The organism is Rhizomicrobium sp., from assembly GCF_056722145.1.
The window spans coordinates 1-4,220 of sequence record NZ_JBWZET010000269.1; the positions used below are offsets into that span (position 1 = coordinate 1).

Annotated in this window: 4 protein-coding genes and 1 pseudogene; 3 read left to right on the forward strand and 2 right to left on the reverse strand. The window is 65.3% G+C overall.

All coding sequences use genetic code 11. From position 1 onward, the window contains the following. Both AC1P6P_RS14165 and AC1P6P_RS14170 read right to left on the reverse strand, forming a co-directional pair. Positions 1-510: pseudogene (locus AC1P6P_RS14165) on the reverse strand (hypothetical protein); the annotation flags it as partial. Beyond that, the gene (locus AC1P6P_RS14170; protein ID WP_481403091.1) at positions 507-1,988 is read right to left on the reverse strand and encodes a hypothetical protein; all 1,482 of its coding nucleotides are present in this window, start codon (positions 1,986-1,988) and stop codon (positions 507-509) included. The gene AC1P6P_RS14170 and the pseudogene AC1P6P_RS14165, both read right to left, overlap by 4 nt. A gap of 165 nt (positions 1,989-2,153) precedes the next feature. Here AC1P6P_RS14170 and sdhC point away from each other — a divergent pair, with 165 nt between their 5' ends. The 3 genes from sdhC to sdhA form a co-directional block, all read left to right on the forward strand. Then, a complete protein-coding gene (sdhC, locus tag AC1P6P_RS14175) occupies positions 2,154-2,570 on the forward strand; it encodes a succinate dehydrogenase, cytochrome b556 subunit (RefSeq protein ID WP_481403092.1) in 417 nt (138 codons plus the stop codon). Beyond that, positions 2,567-2,944 carry a succinate dehydrogenase, hydrophobic membrane anchor protein gene (gene sdhD / locus AC1P6P_RS14180; RefSeq protein WP_481403093.1) on the forward strand — a complete coding sequence of 126 codons (378 nt, stop codon included), beginning with the start codon at positions 2,567-2,569 and terminating at the stop codon, positions 2,942-2,944. The genes sdhC and sdhD overlap by 4 nt, the downstream gene beginning before the upstream one ends. 7 nt (positions 2,945-2,951) lie before the next feature. Continuing rightward, positions 2,952-4,220, forward strand: a 1,269-nt coding sequence (sdhA, locus tag AC1P6P_RS14185; RefSeq protein WP_481403094.1) for a succinate dehydrogenase flavoprotein subunit, incomplete at its 3' end; no start/stop codon positions are given.

Here is a 4,220-nt window from a genome sequence, read left to right on the forward strand (position 1 = left end):
GATCAGCAGGATGGCGCGGGTCCAGCCGAGCTGCTTGCGCTTAAACGCCAGCGGATAGAACGCGAGGATGAAAACGGCGGTAAAGCAGTCCGGCTCGATCTGGCCGGCGAACCAGGCAACGCTGGTCAGGACCGACAGCGCCGCCCCCACCCTGAGCAGCATCCACAGGCTCGTGCGCGGCCACACCGCCCGGGCGAACTCCACGATGACGATGGCCGTCATCGCCGCCTGGACCCAGGCGACGTACCACAGGCTGTCGCGGCCGTGGGTATAGTCGAGGAACAGCGAATAGCCGGGCGAGCGTTCGGGCACGAAGAAGCGCCGGAAGCCTTCCAGCACATAGGCGCCCGAGTCGAAGAACATGAACGGGAAGCCGTTCCACCACGCCGCGTAGAGGAACATCGGCATCAACAGCAGGATCGCCGCCACCTCGGCGCCCAGCCCGGACAGATGCGCCGCCGGAATCCGAACCCGGCCAACCCGGCCCGACCATGCAAGCGAATCAGTCATACCGATGTGCCGGGGCACGCCCTCGAATGCGACCCCGCGGTATCGCGGACTTCGTCGCAATGCGCAACGCCGATCCGCGCGACATCGTCGGCCCCCAGCCGGCGCAGCGCCCGGGGATCGGTCAAGAGGAAGGCGAACGGCACGATCCATACAATCCGCGATTGATAGCGGTCGTGGGCGCCGGAAATCATGCCGCAAATGGTGGCGTTGCCGATCAGGGCGAAGAACAGGAAGGCTCCCAGCACCGCCTCGGGCCGCCGGGCGCGCAGGTTCGCGCGCAGGCTGGCGAGCAGCCACCACAGCGACACCAGCGCCAGCGGCAGGTGGAGGAAGTTGACGACGAAGATGTGCAAGCCGTCGTGCTGCTGGCGCGCCGACAGATAGCCCGCGACCTGATTGGGCGTGTGGTTCACGAACGAGGAATGGACCGCGATCTGCACCGGCTGAAAACCATCGCCCGAACGCACCAGCACGAACTGCGCCACAGCCTGGACGATCAGATCGCCCGCCGCCTGGAAGGGATGGCGCTTCAAGGTTTCGCGCGCCAGGAACGCGTACTCTTCAGCCCCGCCGTGGAAGCGCCCGACTTTGTCGAACGGCGTGTTGCCGGTCCACAGGAAGGTGTCGGCGTTGGTCGGAATCTGATGCCGGTACGGGCACAGCTTCAGTTTTACGGTCGGGCAAAGCTCGTCGAGCGTCTTCACCGCGCTGCCGTTGGCGAGCAGACGCGCAGCGAAAAACACCGGCCCGGTGCGGCTGAAAAAGCGCTCGTGGGTCAGCTTGTAATTGGCCTGCATCACCAGCCCGAGGCCGAGCGCGAGGCAGATCAGTGGCACGATCACCTTCGGCCGCGGCAGGGTTATGCGCACGGCAGCAGCGATCCTGAGTGCGATCAGCAGTACCACCAGCCCCGCCGCCAATCCGAAGTGGGACGGATGCCCGGCGATGGCGAAGCTGCAGAGAACGCCGAGCACGATTGCCCGCACGATTCCGACGCGGTGGAAGGCCAGCGGATAGAGCGTCAGCACCAGCACCGGCGTCAGGAAATCGGGCTGAATCTGCCCGGCCACCCAGGCGAGACTCGTGAACACGGTGAGCAGCACCGCGATGGCAAGCATAGTGCGCAGCCTGGTCTGCGGCCGCACCGCGCGGGCAAATTCCACCATCGCCACGGCTGTGATGAAACACTGCAGCCACGCCACCCGCCACAGGTCAGCCTGCCCGCCGCCATAGCGCAGGAACAGCGAATAGACCGGCGAGCGCTCCGGCGCCCAGACCAGGGCAAAACCCTGAAACATGTAAGCGCCGGTATCGTAGAACAGCAGCGGAAAACCGTTCCAACAGTCGATGACGAGCAGCAGCGGCGTCACCACCGCGATGGCCGCCAGCTCGCCGGAGCGATGCGCGAGGGTGGGATGGAATCGCGTCGACGCACCGGCTTCGGCCGGCGCGCGGACCTGCACTGTCGATTCGCTCATCGCCCCCTCCAAGGACCCGGACAATGGCCCGCGGCTCCCCGGATCGCAAATCGCGAAATGTCTCGCGCGCAAGCCCGCCGCGAACGGTCCGGAAACGGTTGACTTAGAACTCTTAGAACCTATGCTCCCGGCGTGATTTTATCCCTCTTCGCATTGAGGACTTGAATGGCGGAAGACCCGCAGAAGCCGGCCGTGCGCCCGCTCTCCCCGTTCGTCACCATTTTCCGTTGGCCTGTCACCATGGCGACGTCGATCGTCCACCGTGCCACCGGCGTCGGACTGGCGGGAGGTTTGCTCGTGGTGGTGTGGTGGCTGATCGCCGTCTATTCGGGCGCCGACGAATACGACTTCTTCATCAGCACCGCCCAGACGACGCTCGGCCAGCTCTGCCTGTTCGGCTTCACCTGGGCGCTCGCCTTCCCCGCCGTCAACGGCGTCCGCCATCTCGCCTGGGACCTCGGCTACGGATTCGAGGTCAGGACCGCGAACACCACCGGCATCCTCTCGTTCGTCTTGAGTTTCGCGCTGGCGGCCGGCGTCTTCGCCCTCGCCTATACCGGTCACGGAGGCTACTTCCTATGAGCCTGGAAACGCCCCTGCATAAGGCCCAAGGCCTTGGTCCGTCGCATTCCGGCGTCGGCCATTTCTGGCGCCAACGCGTCTCGGCGGTGGCCCTGATCCCGCTGTCGGTGTGGTTCGCGATCAGCGTCATCGGCCTCGTCGGCGCCACCCGCGCGGAAGTGCTGTCGTTCTTCTTCAACCCGGTCAATGCGGTGCTGATGGCGGCGTTCGTGCTGATCGGCCTCTATCACATGGTGCTGGGCCTGCAGGAAGTGATCCTCGATTACGTCCCGCATGCCGGCTTCAAGTTTTTCCTGACGCTGGTGAACTACACCTTCGCCACCGTGCTCGCCGTGACTTCGATCTTCGTGCTCCTGCGCATCGTCGCAACCTGAGACCACCATGACCGCTTATCCCATCACCGATCACACCTTCGATGTCGTCGTCGTCGGGGCCGGCGGCGCCGGTTTGCGCGCGACCCTGGAATGCGCCCGCCTCGGCCTCAAAACCGCGTGCGTGACGAAGGTCTTCCCCACCCGCAGCCATACGGTCGCCGCCCAGGGCGGTGTCGCCGCCGCGCTCGGCAACATGGGCGAAGACGACTGGCGCTGGCACATGTACGACACGGTGAAGGGTTCCGACTGGCTCGGCGACCAGGACGCCATCGAATACCTGTGCCGCAACGCGCCGGAAGCGGTCTACGAACTCGAGCATTTCGGCGTGCCGTTCTCGCGCACCGAAGACGGCAAGATCTATCAGCGCGCCTTCGGCGGCATGACCAGCCATTTCGGCAAGGGCATCGCCCAGCGCACCTGCGCCGCCGCCGACCGCACCGGCCACGCCATGCTGCACACGCTGTACGGCCAGTGCGTCAAGCACGAGGTGAATTTCTTCGTCGAGTACTTCACGCTTGATCTGATCGTGGAAGACGGTGCCGTACGCGGCATCATGGCCTGGAAGCTCGATGACGGCACCCTCCACCGTTTCCGCGCCCACAAGGTGATCCTCGCCACCGGCGGCTACGGCCGCATCTATTTCACCTGCACCGGCGCCCACTCCCAGACCGGCGACGGCAATGCCATGGTGTTGCGCGCCGGCCTGCCGCTACAGGACATGGAATTCATCCAGTTCCACCCGACCGGCGTTTACGGCGTCGGCGTCTTGATCACCGAAGGCGTGCGCGGCGAAGGCGGCTATCTCACCAACGCCGAAGGCGAGCGCTTCATGGAGCGCTATGCCCCCAACGCGAAAGATCTGGCGTCGCGCGATGTGGTTTCACGCGCCATCACGGTGGAAGTGCGCGAGGGCCGCGGCGTCGGCGCGCGAAAAGATCACGCCCATCTGCATCTGTCGCATCTCGACCCCAAGATCATTCACGAACGCCTGCCCGGCATCGCCGAGAGCGCGCGGATTTTCGCCGGCGTCGATGTCACCAAACAGCCGATCCCGGTGCTGCCCACGGTCCACTACAATATGGGCGGCATTCCGACCAACTACATGGGCGAAGCGGTGACGCTGGCCGACGGCAATCCCGATGCGGTGATCCCCGGCCTGATGGCGGTGGGCGAAGCCGCCTGCGTCTCGGTGCATGGCGCCAACCGGTTGGGGTCCAACTCGCTGATCGATCTGGTGGTGTTCGGCAAAGCCGCCGGCATGCAGGCGCACAAATCC